We start from the raw sequence: 18,327 nt of genomic DNA, 5'->3' as shown, positions 1-18,327 counted from the left end.
GGATAAACAATGAGCGAAAAATTAACTGATCGCCGTGTGTTTCTTAAACAAGTGGCATTAGTGGGTGCTGGTGTAATGGCGAGCCCTGCTTTTGCCCTAGAACCACGTACCACACCGAAAATTAAAAATATCTATCCATTTTACGGAACACATCAACAGGGCATTGCCACGCCGGCACAAAAAAACATCTACTTTATGGTGTTAGATCTACATTCTACCGATCTCAATAAAATCAAAGAGATGTTTAAAATATGGACGGATTATAGTGCCAAATTAACGCAGGGGCTGAATGTAAAAAGCTATCCTGATAATGCCTACATTCCGCCAACGGATACGGGCGAAGCGGACAGCTTAAATCCGTATAATCTCACGCTAACCTTTGGTGTCACGGCATCTTTCTTTGATAAGCTAGGCATTGCTCAATTCAAGCCAAAACAGCTTAAAGATCTACCGCACTTTCCGCGTGATCAGCTCAAAGAGCATTACACGGGAGGCGACATCTGTATTCAAGCCTGTGCCGATGATCCACAAGTGGCATTCCACGCCGTGCGTAACTTGGTGCGAGCTGCTCGTGCGAACATTACGATGCGTTGGAGCCAAGCCGGTTTTAATTCCTTTGAAGGAGGCGACACGCCACGCAATCTGTTTGGTTTTAAAGACGGTACGGGTAATCCGCAAGGCAAAGCTCTTGATGAAACTGTCTGGTATCAGGACGATAACTGGTTGAAAAACGGTACATTTTTAGTCGCTCGCCGTATTCAGATGCACTTGGAAACTTGGGATCGCACAAATCTTAACGGGCAGGAAGAAACCTTTGGCCGCCATCGGGATAGCGGTGCGCCGATTGGTAAAAAACAGGAGTTTGATACGGTTAATCTTGAGCAGAAAGATGAAAAAGGCAATCCAGTAATTCCTGAAATTTCCCATTTGCATTTGGCGAAAAAGACAGGGTTACAGATGTTAAGACGTTCCTTCTCTTATGCTAGCGGTGTTGATCCGAAAACAGGGCAGTTTGATGCAGGCTTGTTGTTTATCTCGTTCCAAAAAGATCCGCAACAATTTATTACCATTCAAAACAGCCTTGGCAATATCGACAAGATGAACGAATACATTACCCATATCGGTAGCGGATTATTTGCGTGCTTTGCAGGAGTTAAAGATGAAAATGATTACTTGGGTAAATCATTGTTTGAACAACTTTAACCGCTTTTTTGTTGTATTTACGTTCAGCTTAACGCTGGGCGTTGCTTATGCAAAGGTGGAAACCGGCCACTTATTTGTGCATTTATCCGATGCAATGGCGGAAGTGAAAAAAGGGGAAAGTGCAAAATCTCAGCCCTATTTGACCGCTTTACAGCAAGATTTTGAAGCGATCCCAAGCCATCAATCGCAAGCAGGACAAGCGGTCAGTTCTTCGCTGAAAATTGCGATTGCTCAACCTGATTTAGCCCATTTTGAGCAACTTTCCAAGGATCTTTATGCTTTTGAGAAAGAGCAAAACCCCGTAGATTACGAACAGAAGCGTCAGCAATTTGCCAAACGAGTGATGCCTGTTTATCAGAAACTGTTACAAGCGGCACAGCAACAGGATTTAGATGCGGTTCAACAAGCCTATAAACGGTTTAACCAAACCTGGACGCTGAATGAAAAAGTGGTGCGAGAAACCAGCCTTGGACATTACGGGCAGATTGAAACGGCGATGACCTTATTGCGAATTGCGATGTTGTCTGAACCGGCAAATTTCCCTGAAATGCAAACACAAGCGGTCAAATTAGGCGATGCTTTAGCGGATTTTAAATCGGGCAAACAGTTACAACCGCAAGCGGTGCAAGCCGATGCCCCTACCACATTGAAAAACGGCATTGCGTTGCTGGAAAAAAGTTATCAAGCCTTTAGTGAGAACCAAATTTCGCAAGGGCAAGCGAACATTACGCTCTTTATTCAGCAATGGGCAGTCTTTGAAGGGGAAGTGCGAACACGGGACGGTGCGTTATATAATCGGGTGGAAAGCGATTTACCAGTCATTTTGGTGAAGGGCAATCAGGCGGAAAATCTAGTACATTTCAGAACCTTACTTGACGATTTACAACGGCTCGATTTAGCTTCAAGCTATGGCATTGTTGATGCAATGTTGATTTTATTGCGTGAAGGAACGGAAGCCTTACTGATTATTATGGCATTGCTTACCACCCTAAATGTTGCCAACCAACCCCAAGCAAGACGCTGGGTTTATGTTGGGGCTGGATTGGGCATTGTGGCAAGTATTGTCGGAGCTATTGCCTTGCAACAACTTTTCCCAGCCATTTCTGCAGGTACAAACCGTGAAATTCTCGAAGGTGCGGTGGGAATTGTGGCAGTTTTAATGATGCTCTTTGTCGGGGCGTGGCTGCATAGTAAGGCTTCGCTCAAAGGTTGGCAAAACTTTATCAATAAACAGGTTGCCCAAGCCCTTGCTACTGGGAGCTTATTCTCAATGTTGGCGTTGAGTTTCTTGTCGGTCTTTCGAGAAGGGGCAGAAACGATTTTATTTTACGCAGGAATGTTGCCGTTAATGACGATGCAAGATTTCTTGCTGGGCATTTTATCTGCCCTTATTTTGTTAGCGATAATGGCGTGGGCAATGCAACGCTTTTCCCACAAATTGCCGATCCATCATCTATTCAAAGTGATGACAGTCTTGATTTACGGGCTTGGCTTTAAAATCCTTGGAGTTAGTATTCAGGCCTTGCAACTGACACAAATGCTACCACGCCATATTATTGACGGGCTACCGAATATTACTGCTATTGGCTTTTATGCGTCAATGGAAGGACTGGCGGCACAGCTGGTTTATTTGGCGTTAATTCCTGTGGTGGTAAAAGTGATGGGAAAATAATTACCTTCCATAAAAAAGCCTGCTGAATTTTATTTCAGCAGGCTTTTATGTTTTACAACCACCCTTTCCGTCTAAAATAAATATATGGCGTTGCCGCAGCACAAATCATCAATCCAATTGCCATCGGGTAACCATATTTAAAATGTAATTCCGGCATAAATTCAAAGTTCATACCGTAAGTAGAAGCTACCAATGTTGCCGGTAAGAACATAACTGATACGACCGAGAAGAATTTCATAATTTTATTCTGCTCAATATTGATATAACCCATTGCCGCTTGCATTAAGAAGTTTACTTTTTGGAATAACGATTCATTATGCGGTTGGAGGGATTCAATATCTCGCATAATATCTCGGGCTTGTTCTAACTGGTTATTTGGCAAACGTGTTTTGCGAAGTAAGAAACTTAGCGCTCGTTGGGTATCCATCAAACAAAGGCGAACTTTAGAACTCACATCTTCTAATTCTGTTAAATCAGAAAGTGCTTCATTGAGGCTGTTACCTTCTTGTTTGCCATCTAAGATAATGTGGCTGAAATTTTCTAAATCTGCATAAACGGTTTCGATAACATCCGCCAACTGCTCAATTTTAGTTTCAAAAAGATCGAGTAATAATTCGTAAGCGTTGCTATCCAGCAATTTTGCTCGGCGAGAACGCATACGATATAAGCGAAAAGCCGGCAAATCACGTTCACGTAAAGTAAATAAACGCCCATCACGAATGGTAAATGCCACCGTTGCAATATCGGCATAATCGTCATCATCTAAACAGTAGAAAAATGAGTGAAGGTGTAAACCATCTTCATCTTCAAAAAAACGTGCGGAAGCTTCTAAGTCTTCCAATTCGTGTTCTTCTGCGAGGGTTTGGTCTAATCCGAGTTTTAAGACACTCCGTTCATCATCACTTGGATCAATCAAATCAATCCAAATAGAATCATTGAGTTGGTCTTTAGAAGTTTCATCAACACTGACTAAGCGTGCGTTATCTAATGCAAATGCACGAATCATTTTGTTTCTCCATGAGATTAGGAGGCGATGAACAAAAAGGAACAAAAAGATACTAGACAAAAGTTACCGACCAAGCCGGCAACCTGAGGGTTGGACAAGGCGGGTTAATTCATAAAGAAAATTGACGAGTATCGACTATGACTGTCCAAAATGTGTAATCCTCAAGTAAAAATAGTGTGCGAATGGTACAGATTTCAAGAGATATAGTCAAGCAAGCATTGGCTTACACAGGTGCTTTCCTGATATTTTTACCCCATCTACCAATTTCAAGGAGATTTCTTTTTTTTGAATTAGGGGTATAATGGACAAGATTTAATTTTAACCGACCTAAAAAGAGGAATTTATTATGGGTGGCATTAGCATCTGGCAACTACTGATTATCGTTGCAATTATTGTATTACTTTTCGGTACAAAAAAATTACGTACATTAGGTACGGATTTAGGTGAATCTGTTAAAGGCTTTAAAAAAGCAATGGCTGATGATAAGAAAGATGCTGAATTTGAAAAGGTTGAATCAAAAGCAGCAGAATCAACAGAACAAAAAGCAAAAGATAAAGAGCAGGCATAATCCGTGTTTGATATTGGTTTTTCTGAATTAGTGCTGATATTTATTGTGGGCTTGGTCGTTCTTGGCCCGCAAAAAATGCCTATTGCGATTCGCACCGTAATGGGGTGGATTCGCACCGTTCGGGGGCTGGCAGCTAATGTGCAAAATGAATTAGCGCAAGAGCTTAAATTGCAAGAGCTTAAAGAGAGCATCAAAAAAGCAGAGGAATTAAACTTATCTTCCCTTTCGCCTGAATTAAGCAAAACGGTCGAAGAACTCAAACAATCTGCTCAACAGATGCAAGAAAGTTTAAATACAGCTAAAAACGATATTACCAAATTAACAGACGAGCAAGTGGCAGAAATTCAGGCAAAAATTTCGGCTGAAAGTGAGCAACTTAACCAAATTTCTGAAAATCAAGTCGCAGAAAGTGCCTTGCAAAAAAATACAGAAAACTCACCGCTTGCATCAGAAAATGAAGCCAAAGAATTTTCACCGGCAGAGCAGGCTGAAATGGCTGAATTAGATGAAGAAAAATTAAGCGAGCAACTCTCTGCTTATTATCCGCCTGATGATGAAATTTCTCCGGCAACAGAAAAGGAGAAGAGCAATGCAAGCTGATCAATCCCAACCACTCATTAGCCATTTACTTGAATTACGAAATCGTTTATTGCGTTGTATTGTTTGTGTATTAGTTGTTTTCTGTACATTAGTGTATTGGGCAAATGATATTTATACTTTGTTAGCAACACCGCTTACAAGCAACTTACCGGAAGGGGCAACAATGATTGCAACCAATGTTGCAACACCGTTTTTTACCCCAATTAAATTGACGATTGTAACGTCTATTTTTCTCTCGGTGCCTTTTATTTTGTATCAGATATGGGCCTTTGTTGCACCGGCTCTCTATAAACACGAAAAGCGTTTAGTTTATCCACTATTAGTTTCTAGCACTTTATTATTCTACTGTGGTGTCGCCTTTGCTTATTATGTTGTTTTTCCGTTAGTTTTTGGTTTCTTAACCAGCACAGCCCCAGAAGGTGTGCAAATGGCAACAGATATTAGTAGTTACCTTGACTTTGTTTTAACCATCTTTATGGCATTTGGTATCTGCTTTGAAGTGCCTGTTGCGATTATCTTGCTCTGCTGGGCAGGTATAACAACACCGGAAGATTTACGTTCCAAACGCCCGTATATTATCGTGGCAGCATTCGTGATCGGTATGTTACTTACCCCTCCGGATGTGTTCTCTCAAACACTGCTTGCCATACCAATGTGCTTATTATTTGAAGTAGGTGTAATTTGCGCTAAATTCTATAAGCCAAAAGAAGATAGCGAGGAAATCGCTTAATTTACGATAGGTATCGTTTAGAAACAAGTTATTTAAAAGGCATAGTAAATACCGCTATGCCTTGTTATCTGTTCAAACACTATTCAGCTAACGCTTTGCGCTGTGCCTCAATCAATTGCTCAATCCCTTGATGCGCAAGATCTAATAATTGAAGCAATTCCATGTGAGTGAAAGGTTCGCCTTCTGCCGTACCCTGCACTTCCACTAAGCGACCATCATCAACCATTACCACATTCATGTCGGTTTCAGCGTTAGAATCTTCAACATATTCTAAATCACATACCGCATTGTTATTCACAATCCCTACCGAAATTGCCGCAACTAAACCTTTTAATGGATTGGTTTTTAATACGCCATCTGCCATCAATTTGTTAATCGCATCGTGTAATGCCACACAAGCACCGGTAATTGATGCGGTACGGGTGCCGCCGTCTGCCTGAATAACATCGCAATCAATGGTAATCGTACGCTCGCCTAATGCTTTAAGATCTACAATTGCACGCAATGAACGGGCAATAAGGCGTTGGATTTCCATTGTTCTGCCCCCTTGCTTGCCTTTCGCTGCTTCACGCTGGGTACGTGAATGGGTTGCACGTGGCAACATGCCATATTCAGCCGTTACCCAACCTTGTTGTTGTCCTTTTAAAAAACGGGGTACGGTTTCTTCAACAGTGGCGTTACATAGTACTTTGGTTTCGCCAAACTCAATTAACACTGAACCTTCCGCATATTTTGTATAATGACGGGTAATTTTTACGGGGCGGACTTGATTAAGTTCTCGATTATTCGGACGCATGGTTTTTCTTCCTTTTTACTAAAATTATTCTGCATTTTACAGTACAATAGGGCAATTTTCATTAAAAACAGGATAATAACAATGATTTATAGTATGACGGCATTTGCTCATTTAGAAATAAAAAAAGAGTGGGGAAATGCAGTATGGGAAATTCGTTCTGTTAATCAACGCTTTTTAGAAACCTATTTCCGCTTACCGGAACAATTCCGCAACCTTGAAATGACTTTACGTGAACGTTTACGAGCTTCTCTTACCAGAGGAAAAGTAGAATGTAGCTTACGCATTGAATTGGCACAAAATGAAAATAAAGCGTTAGTGCTAAATAACGAATATGCACAAACCGTCATTGCTTCATTAAAAACATTAAGAGAAATTGCCGGCGAAGGCGATATCAATTTAGTCGATGTGTTACGTTATCCGGGCGTAGTGGATAATCAAGCTCAAGATTTAGATCAAATAGGGCAAGATCTCCTTGAAGGATTTGAACAGATTTTAGCGGACTTCATCGCTATGCGTGGACGTGAAGGAGCGAATTTACAAACCTTAATTCAACAACGTTTAGATAGCATTGCGGAGATCGCACAAAGTGTTCAAACTCAAATGCCGGCTATTCTTCAATGGCAAAAAGAGAAATTACAACAACGTTTTGACGAGTTAAATTTACAACTCGATCCACAACGTTTAGAACAAGAGATGGTTTTAACCGCACAACGTGTTGATGTTGCGGAAGAATTAGACCGCTTGCAACTCCATGTAAAAGAAACCACTTCTATTTTGAAAAAAGGTGGGGCTGTCGGTCGTAAATTAGATTTTATGATGCAAGAGCTTAACCGTGAATCCAATACGTTAGCCTCAAAATCGATCAATGCTGATGTAACAAATTCAGCGGTTGAATTAAAAGTGCTGATTGAACAAATGCGTGAACAAATTCAGAATTTAGAGTAGGTTTTTATGAAATGTGAATGTAACCAAATCAGTAAACAATATCCAAATCTTTGTATTTTACTTTCACAATATCGTTTGATTGAAATTGCAGGGATTGATGCAGAGAAATATCTTCAAGGTCAATTAACTTGCGATGTATCAAAACTTGCCATAGGCGAACATACGCTAACAAGCCATTGTGATCCGAAAGGCAAAATGAGTGCTTTACTTCGTTTATATCGAGCTGAGGCAGAGCGCTTTTTTGCCATTATTCATCAAGATCTGCTACCTGAAGCGCTCGTCCAACTCAAAAAATATGCGGTATTTTCTAAAGTAACCTTTACCGAAAAAGAAACCGCTTTATATGGTGTAACCGATTTTGAACGACTTGCAAAACAGCAAGAAAATTCGACCGCTTTAGCACTCACTCAAGGGCAAAAACGGGCGATTGTTTGGGGCGAAGAATTTGCACCAAATGCAGATACAACATTATGGGATTTAATGGATATTCAAGATGGTTTGCCAATTCTATTAAAGGCTAACCAATTTGAATTGATCCCACAAGCTGCAAATTTACAAGCGGTTGAAAATGCAATCTCTTTTACCAAAGGTTGCTATATTGGGCAAGAAACTGTTGCGCGAGCGAAATACCGTGGCGCAAACAAACGAGCCATGTTTACCTTGGTTGGCAAGGTTGCCGAAGAAGTGGATTTACCACAGCCTGCAACGAGCATTGAAATGCAATTAGGCGAAAACTGGCGTTCAACGGGGACAATTATGACCGCCGTTCAACACCAAAATCAGTTATGGGTGCAGATCATTTTAAATAAAGATATTGAGCCAAACAGCCGATTCAGATTGAACGATATTGAATTAGCCATTTGTGATTTGCCTTACTCTTTAAGTGAAGAATAGTTAAACAGCCTTCCTAAATCATGATTTTTTCCAAGATTGGACTGACTTAAGGTTTTGTTGGTCTTTTTAAAAGCGGTTCAATTTTGGGAGATTTTTTGCAAAATCCCTCAATTTCAAGGATAATACGCCCATTTTTGCAGACGAATTAAGAGAAAATATGTCATTAAATAATTACCCTCAAGAAGTCAATAAACGCAGAACTTTTGCGATTATTTCTCACCCCGATGCCGGTAAAACGACCATCACCGAAAAAGTGTTACTTTACGGAAACGCCATTCAAACCGCAGGTTCGGTAAAAGGTAAAGGCTCACAAGCGCACGCTAAATCCGACTGGATGGAAATGGAAAAGCAACGTGGGATTTCGATTACCACCTCCGTAATGCAGTTCCCTTACAATGATTGCTTAGTCAATCTACTCGACACACCAGGGCACGAAGACTTCTCGGAAGATACCTATCGTACCTTAACGGCTGTGGACAGTTGTTTGATGGTGATCGACAGTGCAAAAGGGGTTGAGGAACGTACCATCAAATTGATGGAAGTAACTCGCTTGCGTGATACGCCGATTTTGACCTTTATGAACAAGCTCGACCGTGATATTCGTGATCCGATGGAATTGTTAGACGAAGTTGAGAGCGTGTTGAAGATCAACTGTGCACCGATCACTTGGCCAATTGGTTGCGGTAAGTTGTTCAAAGGTGTTTATCATCTCTATAAAGACGAAACCTATCTTTACCAAACGGGGCAAGGGCATACCATTCAGGAAGTGCGTATTGTCAAAGGGTTAAATAACCCAGAGTTAGATCAAGCTGTAGGCGATGATTTGGCTCAGCAACTGCGTGATGAATTAGAGCTTGTACAAGGGGCAAGCCACGAATTTGAACTAGACGCCTTCTTAAACGGCGAATTAACCCCTGTTTTCTTCGGTACGGCGTTAGGTAACTTTGGGGTCGATCACTTCTTAGATGGCTTAACCGAATGGGCGCCCGCTCCGCAAGCCCGTGAAGCTGATTTACGCAAAGTAGAGGCAAGCGAAGAAAAATTCAGTGGCTTTGTGTTTAAAATCCAAGCGAATATGGATCCAAAACACCGCGACCGTGTTGCCTTTATGCGTGTGGTATCGGGTAAATATGAAAAAGGAATGAAGCTCAAGCACGTCCGTATCGGCAAAGATGTGATCATCTCCGATGCTTTAACCTTTATGGCTGGCGACCGCTCCCACGCAGAAGAAGCCTATGCCGGCGATATTATCGGCTTACACAATCACGGCACGATCCAAATCGGCGATACCTTTACGCAAGGCGAAAACTTGAAATTTACCGGTATTCCGAACTTCGCCCCTGAGTTGTTCCGCCGTATCCGCCTAAAAGATCCGCTCAAGCAGAAACAGTTGCTTAAAGGCTTGGTGCAACTGTCGGAAGAAGGTGCGGTGCAAGTGTTCCGTCCATTGATGAATAACGACTTAATCGTTGGTGCGGTCGGTGTGCTTCAGTTTGATGTGGTGGTTTCACGCCTGAAAACCGAATATAACGTGGAAGCAATCTACGAAACTGTCAATGTAGCGACAGCACGTTGGGTGGAATGTAAAGATGCGAAGAAGTTTGAAGAATTTAAACGCAAAAACGAGCAAAATTTAGCCCTCGATGGTGGCGATAACTTAACCTATATCGCCCCAACAATGGTTAATCTCAACTTGGCTCAAGAGCGTTATCCGGATGTGGAGTTCTTTAAAACACGCGAGCATTGATTTCCTCGTTTCTACAAGCGGTCAATTTTTGATGCCATATTACAAATCATCGAAAAAAATTGACCGCTTAACTTTTTATGTTTTCTTGAAAATTTCCTTAAAATACCTATATAAAACGCACTTATTGAGATAAATCTTGCCAAAATAGGCTGAAAAAATGGTATAATCCACTACTATTTTTTTGCCTGCTCGAAAACGGAAATCATTATGGAACAACACGTAGATCAACAATTAGAACAACAATCTCAAATCGAACTTCTGATTGCTCAAGGTCGTGAACAGGGCTACCTTATTTTATCTGAAGTCCACGACCACTTACCTGAAGAATTGGTTGATGCAGAGCAAATTGAAGATATTATTCAAATGATTACGGATATGGGGATCCAAGTTTTAGAAACTGCCCCAGATACCGATGAGCTAATGCTTGCCGAAAATATTACCGATGAAGACGTGGTAGAAGAAGCTACAAAAGTGCTTTCTACCGTAGAGTCTGAGCTCGGTCGTACAACTGACCCAGTGCGTATGTACATGCGTGAAATGGGTACTGTTGAACTTTTAACTCGTGAAGATGAAATTCAAATTTCAAAACGTATTGAAGAAGGGATTAACGAAGTACAATGCGCTGTGGCTGAATATCCAGAAGCATTAGTTGGCGTATTAGAATGTTATGCGCAAGTTGAAGCCGGTGAAATGCGTTTAGTCGATCTTATTACAGCCTTCGTTGATCCTAACGCACAGGAAGAAGCACCAATTGATGAAGATGCGCATTTAGATGATGAAGAGAGCGACATTGTTGCCGATGTTGACGATGAATCTGAAGATGAAGATGGTGATAGCAGTTCAGATAACGCTGATGATAGCTCAATCGATCCAGAACTGGCCCGTGAAAAATTTGCGGCATTAAAAGCACAGCATGAAAAAGCATTACTAGCAATTCAGAAACATGGACGCACTCATGCAAAAGCTAGAGAACAAATTAATGCACTTTCTGATATTTTCCGTGAATTCCGCTTAGTTCCTAAACAGTTTGATTTACTTGTGGGTTCAATGCAAAAATTGATGAAGCAAGTTCGAGCAGAAGAGCGCCAAATTCAACGTTATGCCGTTGAATATGCCGGTATGAAAAAAGCGGATTTCTTAAAGGCATTCCAAAATAACGAAACCACAGAAGCTTGGATCGAAAAAGCGATTAATGCGAAAAAAGGTGGTGTGCCAAAATTAGCTAATTATGTTGAAAAAATCCGTATCAATATTGTGAATTTGCAAAATCTTGAGCAACAATCTGGCTTAACAATTGCACAAATTCGTGAAATCGGTGGACGTATTGCGAATGGTGAACTCAAAGCTCGCCGTGCGAAAAAAGAGATGGTGGAAGCAAACTTGCGTCTTGTGATCTCTATCGCGAAAAAATACACCAACCGTGGTTTACAATTCCTTGATTTAATTCAAGAAGGTAACATCGGTTTGATGAAAGCGGTTGATAAATTTGAATACCGCCGTGGTTATAAATTCTCAACCTATGCAACTTGGTGGATTCGTCAAGCGATTACCCGTTCAATTGCGGATCAGGCTCGTACCATCCGTATTCCGGTGCATATGATTGAAACGATTAACAAATTAAATCGTATTTCTCGTCAATGTTTGCAAGAAATGGGGCGTGAAGCAACGCCTGAAGAGCTGGCTGAACGTATGAATATGCCGGAAGATAAAATCCGCAAAGTGTTGAAAATTGCGAAAGAGCCAATCTCAATGGAAACTCCGATTGGTGATGACGATGATTCACATTTAGGCGACTTTATTCAAGACGAAAGCCTTGAACTGCCATTAGACTCTGCTACAGCAGAAAGTTTGCGTATTGCGACAAATGAAGTTCTCGAAGGCTTAACACCACGTGAAGCAAAAGTATTACGTATGCGCTTTGGTATTGATATGAATACCGACCATACACTTGAAGAAGTGGGCAAACAGTTTGATGTTACCCGTGAGCGTATTCGTCAGATTGAAGCTAAAGCATTACGCAAATTAAGACACCCAAGCCGTTCAGAAACCTTACGCAGTTTCTTAGACGATTAGTGCTAAATCCTCAGCTTTTTGGCTGAGGATTTTTCTCATTAGTGATAAGGAAAATAACAATGAAAAAATCACTCTTTGCAATGTTTATTGCAACAACCTTTATGATCTCTGCGTGTGATGATGCCAATTTATCCCAGAAAGTGATTGAAACAGAAAAGCAATTCGTTCAATTACAGGCTGATTATAAAAAAGCACAAACTGATTTAACCACCAAAGAAAATGAGCTTAACGCGCTTGAAGCTGATTATACGAAATTGAGTGCGGAATACAGCGAGCTACAAAAACACACAGCTTCATTTCCTACATTACAAGTTGAAATCACAAAGTTGATTGATAAATCCAAAACGTTAAAATTTCCGAAAGATCCAAAGGATGAATTTGCTCGTGAAGAATCTAAAGTGAGCGTGTTTGCAAATACCGCCATTACTCATATTGAGTGGTTAGATCAACTCTTATTACAAGAGTTATTAAAGCTTTATCTCACAAAAGATGAATCGGAGAAAGTGAACCTTACCGCAGTGAAGCCACAAGATATTGTTGAGCGCTTTGAAAAAATATACCAAGAGTTAGAAAAAGATGCAAAAGAGTATAAACCTTTTGCAATGGAAGAAAGTGCCTACACTCAATATTTAGGGCAACGTAATCATATTGTTTCATTTACACAGAGCACTTACTCTTTTACTGGCGGTGCTCATGGTATGGGTCATACAAATTATCTTAATATTGACACAAACAAAAAAGCATTGATTACCCTTAATGATGTGATCAATGAGAAAAACCAAGCAAAACTTAAAGCGCTGCTATGGGATACATATAGTTCAGAGCGTAGTGGCGAAGCCCCATTATTTGTCGAGAAAAAAGATTTCCGTATTTCCGATAATTTCTACTTTAACAAAGATGGAATTGTTTTCGTGTATCCGGTATATGAATTGGGGCCTTATGCAGAAGGTGAAATTGAGTTAGCCATTAACTACTATCAACTTAATGAGCTGCTTGCCCCAGAATTCAAACAAACGGAAAAAGATGGGTTTTATACCTTCCCAGAAAATCAATAAGCGCTTTCCCTCGTTTAAAAATCCGCAGGCTTCCTTCATTGGCGAAGGGAGCCACTTGTCTTACATGTTCAAATAAAATTCCCTCGTAAAATACTTAAATGCTTCACTGTATTGCTGATCTTGCTGATAAATCGTTAAGCGTTCTTCCTGACAAGGTGCAAAAGTCGGGCTAAAAGTTACAATCATACGCTTAGGCAAACTATTGACTTTAGGGCTAATCAACCAACGAGAAATACAATGAAGCGTTGTCTCTTGAATCAATTTGTCGCCGGCATCAACAGGCAAAATAAACGTAATTTTACCTGTTTCACTTAGCCATTTTCTTGCCTGATTAAGCCAATCTAAATGGCTTTGTACTACGGTACGTGCTAAATCACGCTGCGGGTTGCGTGTCGCCAAACTCTGTGAAAAATAAGGTGGATTAGACACAATTAAATCAAATTTTTCCAAAAAAGACGTATTCATCACATCGCCATGAATAACCTTAATTCTCGCAGTCCATGCAGAATTTTTTACATTTTCAACCGCTTGTTGATAGGCGTTTTCTTCTAATTCTAATGCCATGATTTGACAACGCTCTTCTGTTCGTTGCCCTAACATAAGTGCAATTAATCCTGATCCTGTGCCCATATCTAAAATACGTTGAACATTCGAAACGTCTGCAATGGCGCCTAATAAAATACCATCGGTATTCACTTTCATTGCACATTTATCATGGGCAACACTAAATTGTTTAAATTGAAAAGGTGCTGATTTTTTCATTTCTAAATACAAATTTGATTTGAGATACGCTATAATCTCATTGTTTTTTTACCTCTACAACAGAAGGAAATCAAAATGGGCTTAGAAAACGTACCAGCTGGTAAAGAATTACCAGATGATATTTATGTTGTGATCGAAATTCCGGCGAATTCAGATCCAATCAAATACGAAGTGGATAAAGAAACTGGCACTTTATTCGTAGATCGCTTTATGGCAACAGCAATGTTCTATCCGGCAAACTACGGTTATGTGAACAATACGCTTTCTTCAGATGGCGACCCAGTAGATGTATTAGTACCAACGCCATACCCACTTCAACCAGGTTCAGTGATTCGTTGCCGTCCGGTTGGTGTATTAAAAATGACTGACGAAGCAGGTGGCGATGCAAAAGTGGTTGCAGTTCCGCACACAAAATTAAGCAAAGAATACGATCACATTAAAGATGTTGGTGATTTACCTGCATTATTAAAAGCACAGATCCAACACTTCTTCGAAAGCTACAAAGCATTAGAAGCGGGTAAATGGGTTAAAGTTGAAGGCTGGGAAGGTGTTGAAGCTGCTCGCCAAGAGATCTTAGAATCTTTCGAACGTGCTAAAAAATAACCTTTAACAAAGAAATGAAAATGCCAGAGTTTTACTTTGGCATTTTTTATACTTCATTGAGGATATAAAAATGAAAATGATCAAACACCTTGCCCTTTCTGCTTTTATCATTACTGCGATTGCAGCTTGTGTGAATACACAACAAATGAACGCAAAAGCATTACAAGGCTATGCGCAAATGAAACAACAAAATGCCAATGCTATTGATACCTCATCATCAACGGCAAAACGCATTCATGCTGTCTTTAATCGCATGAAACCTTATGCGGAAAAAGCCAATAAAACAGGCGTACCTTTTAGTTGGGAAATTACCGTCTTTCGCACAAATGAGTTAAATGCCTGGGCAATGGCCGGCGGAAAAATGGGATTTTATACGGGGCTTGTTGAAAAACTCAAAATGACCGATGATGAAATTGCAACGGTAATGGGACACGAAATGGCTCATGCCTTGGAAGAGCATAGTAAATCTTCTTATAATTTTGAAATGACTACCGGTATTTTAGGTTCCATTGCAGATGCTGCTGCAACAGCAGCACTAGGTGTTGATACCGGGGGGCTTCTCAGCACAGGAACAGACTTGATCGCTAATAAGCCATTCTCTCGTAGTCAAGAAACAGAAGCAGATGAAATCGGTTTAATGTTAATGGCACAAGCTGGTTATAACCCTTCAGCTGCACCAAATGTATGGGTAAAAATGAGTCAAGCAAGTGGTGATTCAGGCTTATCCATTTTCTCAACTCACCCATCAAATGCAGATCGTAAAGAAAATTTAGAGCGCTTAATTCCTGAAGCGATGAAGGTATATCAAGCAAATAAACGCTAATTCAAGCGGTCAAATTCAACAGATATTTTACTATCGTAGAAAGTAATAGGGGCAATTTCAAATTGCCCCTTTATCTTTCTTAAATCATCACTTTTAATGCTTCTGTTAATTTTTGATAACGTTGGTATTTAGCCTGATACGCATCATAATGATTTGGGTTTGGCTCAAACACTTTCATTTCTGAGGTTAATGCTTTTAGCTCTGTGGTTTTTCTGCCTGTACCTTGCATCGCCATCATTGCTGCACCTAAACACCCCGTTTCTTCGACTTGCGGAATTTCTAATCTCATACCGCTAAGATCCGCTAGCATCTGCATCCATACCTCTGATTTTGCCGGGCCACCGGTTACCCGTAAAATGTTTGCGTGAGGAAAACGCTGTAACATTCGGTTTAAATGGTGCATTAAACTAAATAAAACGCCCTCATAAATCGCTTGTAGTAAATGCATTTGTGTATGATGAGCCTGTATGCCGTAAAAGCTCGCTTGCATACCCAAGCCTGCGTTTGAACCATATAGAAACGGAACAAATAAGATCGAGCTACTTGCTGGTGCAAGTTGAGTTATTCCTTCATTGATTTGTTGGTAGCTGAGATCGCTCCATTGCTTTAAAAACCATTCTAAATTTGCGGCAGAAGTCGGGCTGGCTTCGTGAACAATAAATTGATTTGCTTCTACGTAACGCCCATAAACAAAAGGAAGCGTCTGAGTTTCATCAATATGATCTGTAATACCACTTACCACCGACCAAGTCCCCAAAACTACATTTAATTTTGTTTCATCATTTAAGCCTGCACAATAAGCGGTAGAAACCACATCAAATAAGCCCCCTACAACAGGCGTTCCTGCTGCTAATCCTGTTTGTTGTGCAGCCTGCTCGGTTACATAGCCTGCAATTTCATTCGGTTTAATTACAAGCGGTAATTTTTCTAAAATGTTTTGCAAGCCTAACCGTTCGGCGAGGGAAGGATCATATTTTCCTGCGGACATATTATAGAGATTACTCTCTGAGATGTTTGTTTCTTCACAATGTAATTGTCCAGTTAAACAAAAACGAAGATAGTCGTGCGACATCAGCACTTTATCAATTTTCGCATAACGATCCGGTTCATTTTCTTGAAGCCATTTTAAGATCGAAACAGGGTGCCCCGTCCAGAGTGTTTGCCGTGTGAGAGGATATAATTGTTGTGGGATTTCTTCAGCCTGCCAACGTTTTACGTTCTCCAATGAGCGTTGATCCGAAGATAAAATGGCTCGCCCAAGTGGTTGCTGCTCTTTATCCAGTAAGAAGGCGCCTTTGCCTTGCGCTGAAATGCCAACCCCTTTAATGTCTTCAGCATTGATTTTACTTTGAATGATGACATTTTTTATCACATTGGCACAAACCGTCCATAACTGCAGCATATCACGTTCCGCATAGCCTGCTTGCTCACTGATAACGGAAACATTTTCTCGTGCAAGACTTTGCACGATGCCTTGTTCATCAAAAAGTGCGGCTTTCACAAAAGTGCCACCGCAATCAATGCCGAGATAGTAGTTCATAACAGTTCCTTTTCTACAAATCAAAATACAGAAAAGAAAAGCGGTCTGATTTTATTTCGTTTAACTTCTCCCCCTCCGTTTACGGAGGGGGGATAGGGGGGAGGGAAATACCTTAACTTCACTGATTATATGATTTTTTCCCCTCCCTCAGCCTTCGGCAGCTCCCTCCGTAAACGGAGGGAGCGAAGTTTTTGGGCTAAATTATTTTTTGTATAATTGTTACATAATATCAATAAAATCTAACCGCTTGTCTTGCCATTATTGTGCTAATGCATCCACTTTTTTCAACAGCTCATCACCGTGTTTTTCCACAAAACTTTTACGTACTTGTTCTTCAATAACCGCTTTAAACGGTTTGGTATCTACTTGTTCAATCACTTCGATACCTTGTTTACGTAAATTCGCAATGATCTCTTGTTCATTTTTCACATTAAGATCACGTTGGAACTGCCCAGCTTCTTTTGCTGCTTCAACAATAGCGGTTTGGAGTTCTGGTGCTAAGCTATCAAATTTAGCTTTGTTCATTACCACGATTAACGGGGTATAACCGTGATTGGTTAAGCTTAAATGTTTTTGTACTTCATACAGTTTTGAAGACCAGAAAATCCCGATTGGGTGTTCTTGTGCGTCCACTGCACGGGTTTCAAGTGCAGTATAAAGCTCCGCTAATGGCATTGGTACAGGGTTACCGCCTAACAATTTGAAGGCTTCGATATACATTGGGTTTTGGTTAGTACGAACTTTCAAGCCTTTAATGTCTTCCGGTTTTGTAACAGGGTGTTTTGAGTTAGAGAATGCACGGAAGCCAACATCCCAGAACGCCAAACCTTTTAAGCCTTGTGCTTCAAGATCTTTCAATAAACCTTGTCCGATTTCACCATCTAACACTTTATAAACGTGAGTGCGATCTTTAAAAATAAATGGAATATCAATCACATTTAATTTTGGCTCAATACCTGTAAAGTTTGGTGAACCGGACATTTCAAGATCAATGGTTCCACCACGAACGCCACTAATCATCGTTTGTGCATTACCTAAAGTGCTATCCGGGAAAAGTTTTAACTTAACTTCGCCTTTGGTTTTTTCATTTAATAAATCATTGAATTTTTTGGCAGCGATATGTTGGCTATCACTGCGTGGTGCTTCATAACCAAAACGTAATGAAACTTCTGCTTGCGCGACACCAGAAAATGCAACGGCTGATGCTACAACAGCAGCTAATGTTTTTAAATTAAAGAATGTTTTCATAGAGTTCTCCTTGTAATGCCCTGATGGGCGAAATTTTTTTGCAAAATTTACAGAAAATTGAC

At 40.5% G+C, this 18,327-nt stretch carries 17 protein-coding genes; 12 read left to right on the top strand and 5 right to left on the bottom strand.

What is annotated here, in order from left to right; all coding sequences use genetic code 11:
* The first annotated feature begins 9 nt into the window (after positions 1-9).
* Together efeB and AM305_RS04435 are read left to right on the top strand one after the other, a co-directional pair.
* Positions 10-1,203 (top strand): iron uptake transporter deferrochelatase/peroxidase subunit, encoded by a 1,194-nt coding sequence (gene efeB, locus AM305_RS04440; RefSeq protein ID WP_005823482.1) that lies wholly within the window; start codon positions 10-12, stop codon positions 1,201-1,203.
* Positions 1,160-2,875, top strand: coding sequence for an FTR1 family iron permease (locus tag AM305_RS04435; RefSeq protein WP_005823480.1), 1,716 nt, complete (start codon positions 1,160-1,162; stop codon positions 2,873-2,875). Before efeB ends, AM305_RS04435 begins: the two co-directional genes overlap by 44 nt.
* Before the next feature lie 52 nt (positions 2,876-2,927).
* On the opposite strand, the gene corA is transcribed toward AM305_RS04435, so the two are convergent.
* Positions 2,928-3,881, bottom strand: coding sequence for a magnesium/cobalt transporter CorA (gene corA, locus AM305_RS04430; protein WP_005823479.1), 954 nt, complete (start codon positions 3,879-3,881; stop codon positions 2,928-2,930).
* A 346-nt stretch (positions 3,882-4,227) separates the two neighbouring features.
* Here corA and tatA point away from each other — a divergent pair, with 346 nt between their 5' ends.
* The 3 genes from tatA to tatC are packed head-to-tail and all read left to right on the top strand — an operon-like array spanning position 4,228 to position 5,779.
* Complete coding sequence (tatA, locus tag AM305_RS04425) at positions 4,228-4,449, top strand: Sec-independent protein translocase subunit TatA (protein ID WP_005819161.1); 222 nt, start codon at positions 4,228-4,230, stop codon at positions 4,447-4,449.
* 3 nt (positions 4,450-4,452) lie between these two features.
* On the top strand, positions 4,453-5,049 hold the full coding sequence (gene tatB / locus AM305_RS04420; protein ID WP_005823478.1) for a Sec-independent protein translocase protein TatB: 597 nt from the start codon (positions 4,453-4,455) through the stop codon (positions 5,047-5,049).
* On the top strand, positions 5,039-5,779 hold the full coding sequence (gene tatC / locus AM305_RS04415) for a twin-arginine translocase subunit TatC (RefSeq protein ID WP_005823477.1): 741 nt from the start codon (positions 5,039-5,041) through the stop codon (positions 5,777-5,779). Before tatB ends, tatC begins: the two co-directional genes overlap by 11 nt.
* 79 nt (positions 5,780-5,858) lie before the next feature.
* Here the strand turns inward: tatC and rph are convergent, their stop codons facing one another.
* Positions 5,859-6,575: a ribonuclease PH gene (gene rph, locus AM305_RS04410; protein WP_005818465.1), complete on the bottom strand. Its 717-nt coding sequence runs from the start codon at positions 6,573-6,575 to the stop codon at positions 5,859-5,861.
* 81 nt (positions 6,576-6,656) lie between these two features.
* Here rph and AM305_RS04405 point away from each other — a divergent pair, with 81 nt between their 5' ends.
* From AM305_RS04405 to AM305_RS04385, 5 genes are all read left to right on the top strand, one after another.
* Entirely contained in the window at positions 6,657-7,520 is an 864-nt protein-coding gene (locus tag AM305_RS04405) for a YicC/YloC family endoribonuclease (RefSeq protein WP_005823476.1), read from the top strand.
* Between the two features lie 6 nt (positions 7,521-7,526).
* A complete protein-coding gene (gene ygfZ, locus AM305_RS04400; RefSeq protein WP_005823475.1) occupies positions 7,527-8,414 on the top strand; it encodes a CAF17-like 4Fe-4S cluster assembly/insertion protein YgfZ in 888 nt (295 codons plus the stop codon).
* A gap of 157 nt (positions 8,415-8,571) precedes the next feature.
* Positions 8,572-10,161 carry a peptide chain release factor 3 gene (gene prfC / locus AM305_RS04395; protein ID WP_005823474.1) on the top strand — a complete coding sequence of 530 codons (1,590 nt, stop codon included), beginning with the start codon at positions 8,572-8,574 and terminating at the stop codon, positions 10,159-10,161.
* Between the two features lie 207 nt (positions 10,162-10,368).
* Positions 10,369-12,234 carry an RNA polymerase sigma factor RpoD gene (gene rpoD / locus AM305_RS04390; protein ID WP_005823473.1) on the top strand — a complete coding sequence of 622 codons (1,866 nt, stop codon included), beginning with the start codon at positions 10,369-10,371 and terminating at the stop codon, positions 12,232-12,234.
* A 59-nt stretch (positions 12,235-12,293) separates the two neighbouring features.
* Positions 12,294-13,289, top strand: coding sequence for a DUF3298 and DUF4163 domain-containing protein (locus tag AM305_RS04385; protein WP_005823471.1), 996 nt, complete (start codon positions 12,294-12,296; stop codon positions 13,287-13,289).
* Between the two features lie 60 nt (positions 13,290-13,349).
* On the opposite strand, the gene AM305_RS04380 is transcribed toward AM305_RS04385, so the two are convergent.
* Positions 13,350-14,051, bottom strand: coding sequence for a tRNA1(Val) (adenine(37)-N6)-methyltransferase (locus tag AM305_RS04380; protein ID WP_005823470.1), 702 nt, complete (start codon positions 14,049-14,051; stop codon positions 13,350-13,352).
* A gap of 75 nt (positions 14,052-14,126) precedes the next feature.
* Here AM305_RS04380 and ppa point away from each other — a divergent pair, with 75 nt between their 5' ends.
* Together ppa and AM305_RS04370 are read left to right on the top strand one after the other, a co-directional pair.
* Positions 14,127-14,654, top strand: a complete 528-nt coding sequence (gene ppa, locus AM305_RS04375; protein WP_005823469.1) for an inorganic diphosphatase — start codon at positions 14,127-14,129, stop codon at positions 14,652-14,654.
* Positions 14,655-14,724: 70 nt separating this feature from the next.
* A complete protein-coding gene (locus tag AM305_RS04370; protein WP_005823468.1) occupies positions 14,725-15,477 on the top strand; it encodes a M48 family metallopeptidase in 753 nt (250 codons plus the stop codon).
* A gap of 79 nt (positions 15,478-15,556) precedes the next feature.
* On the opposite strand, the gene AM305_RS04365 is transcribed toward AM305_RS04370, so the two are convergent.
* Both AM305_RS04365 and AM305_RS04360 read right to left on the bottom strand, forming a co-directional pair.
* Positions 15,557-17,017, bottom strand: coding sequence for an FGGY-family carbohydrate kinase (locus AM305_RS04365; protein WP_005823466.1), 1,461 nt, complete (start codon positions 17,015-17,017; stop codon positions 15,557-15,559).
* A gap of 258 nt (positions 17,018-17,275) precedes the next feature.
* On the bottom strand, positions 17,276-18,265 hold the full coding sequence (locus tag AM305_RS04360) for a TRAP transporter substrate-binding protein (protein ID WP_005823465.1): 990 nt from the start codon (positions 18,263-18,265) through the stop codon (positions 17,276-17,278).
* Positions 18,266-18,327: the final 62 nt, after the last annotated feature.

It is taken from the genome of Actinobacillus minor NM305 (assembly GCF_000175195.1).
GTDB classification, from domain to species: domain Bacteria; phylum Pseudomonadota; class Gammaproteobacteria; order Enterobacterales; family Pasteurellaceae; genus Haemophilus_A; species Haemophilus_A minor.
The sequence above is the reverse complement of the archived record's forward strand: the minus strand, read 5'-3'. Positions and strand labels throughout refer to the sequence as shown.

Coding starts and splice junctions, on each gene's coding strand:
- efeB (WP_005823482.1), top strand. CDS start 10: ATGAGCGAAAAATTAACTGATCGCCGTGTGTTTCTTAAACAAGTGGCA.
- AM305_RS04435 (WP_005823480.1), top strand. CDS start 1,160: ATGAAAATGATTACTTGGGTAAATCATTGTTTGAACAACTTTAACCGC.
- corA (WP_005823479.1), bottom strand. CDS start 3,881: ATGATTCGTGCATTTGCATTAGATAACGCACGCTTAGTCAGTGTTGAT.
- tatA (WP_005819161.1), top strand. CDS start 4,228: ATGGGTGGCATTAGCATCTGGCAACTACTGATTATCGTTGCAATTATT.
- tatC (WP_005823477.1), top strand. CDS start 5,039: ATGCAAGCTGATCAATCCCAACCACTCATTAGCCATTTACTTGAATTA.
- rph (WP_005818465.1), bottom strand. CDS start 6,575: ATGCGTCCGAATAATCGAGAACTTAATCAAGTCCGCCCCGTAAAAATT.
- AM305_RS04405 (WP_005823476.1), top strand. CDS start 6,657: ATGATTTATAGTATGACGGCATTTGCTCATTTAGAAATAAAAAAAGAG.
- ygfZ (WP_005823475.1), top strand. CDS start 7,527: ATGAAATGTGAATGTAACCAAATCAGTAAACAATATCCAAATCTTTGT.
- prfC (WP_005823474.1), top strand. CDS start 8,572: ATGTCATTAAATAATTACCCTCAAGAAGTCAATAAACGCAGAACTTTT.
- rpoD (WP_005823473.1), top strand. CDS start 10,369: ATGGAACAACACGTAGATCAACAATTAGAACAACAATCTCAAATCGAA.
- AM305_RS04385 (WP_005823471.1), top strand. CDS start 12,294: ATGAAAAAATCACTCTTTGCAATGTTTATTGCAACAACCTTTATGATC.
- AM305_RS04380 (WP_005823470.1), bottom strand. CDS start 14,051: ATGAAAAAATCAGCACCTTTTCAATTTAAACAATTTAGTGTTGCCCAT.
- ppa (WP_005823469.1), top strand. CDS start 14,127: ATGGGCTTAGAAAACGTACCAGCTGGTAAAGAATTACCAGATGATATT.
- AM305_RS04370 (WP_005823468.1), top strand. CDS start 14,725: ATGAAAATGATCAAACACCTTGCCCTTTCTGCTTTTATCATTACTGCG.
- AM305_RS04365 (WP_005823466.1), bottom strand. CDS start 17,017: ATGAACTACTATCTCGGCATTGATTGCGGTGGCACTTTTGTGAAAGCC.
- AM305_RS04360 (WP_005823465.1), bottom strand. CDS start 18,265: ATGAAAACATTCTTTAATTTAAAAACATTAGCTGCTGTTGTAGCATCA.